Source organism: Vibrio sp. 378 (assembly GCF_033339435.1).
Genome location: NZ_JAWOUO010000198.1, coordinates 1 through 986 on the forward strand (window position 1 = coordinate 1; position 986 = coordinate 986).

1 protein-coding gene is annotated in these 986 nt (G+C 45.8%); it reads left to right on the top strand.

The features are described 5' to 3' along the window. Positions 1 to 986: DNA primase (locus tag R7Q48_RS25120; RefSeq protein ID WP_318132851.1), on the top strand; the 986-nt coding region annotated here is incomplete at both ends.

Below are 986 nucleotides of genomic sequence, written 5' to 3' on the forward strand. Positions count from 1 at the left end.
GTGGTCGAGTACTTGGTGAAGGTACGCCAAAATATCTCAACTCACCGGAAACGCCAATATTCCATAAAGGCAAAGAGCTTTATGGCCTGTACGAAGTGTTACAAGCGCATCGTGAACCAGCACAAATTTTGGTGGTTGAAGGCTATATGGACGTTGTCGCTCTGGCTCAATACGGCGTAGATTATTCCGTCGCTTCGCTAGGCACTTCGACAACGGGCGATCATATTCAAATGTTGTTCCGCCAAACCAATACCGTTGTGTGTTGTTACGATGGCGACCGAGCAGGTAAAGAAGCGGCATGGCGAGCCTTAGAAAACGCACTTCAATTCCTCAAAACCGGGAACACATTGAAGTTCTTATTCTTACCTGATGGGGAAGACCCTGACAGCTACGTTCGTAAATACGGCAAAGCAGCGTTCGAGCAACAAATAGAACAAGCGACACCACTATCGAGCTACCTTTTTGACAACTTGATTGAGTTACACCAAATCAATTTGGGTAACAACGAAGGTAAGTCTGCGTTGAGAGCATACGCTAGCGCCTTGATTGACAAGATTCCTGACCCATACTTTCAGGAGTTGCTCGAACAACTATTAGATGAGCGCACGGGGTTTGATAACCGCCTACGTCAGCCTCGTAAAAAGATAAGTGAAACTCGACCTCAACCGCACAAAGAGATCAAACGAACTCCTATGCGTGAGGTTATTGCTCTACTTATTCAAAATCCGAGCTATGCTCAAATGGTACCGGACCTTTCCTCAGTGAGAGACTTATCCATACCAGGCCTAAGTTTATTTGCAGATGTACTTGATAAATGCCAAGCGCATCCCCATATCAACACAGGCCAATTATTAGAGCACTGGCGCAACAGCCAGAATGAGGCACTTCTGTCTCGTCTTGCGAGCTGGGATATTCCGCTCGACGAAGACAACCAAGAAGAAATATTTTTAGACTCACTGGATAAAATTATTGCCCAGTGCGTAGAA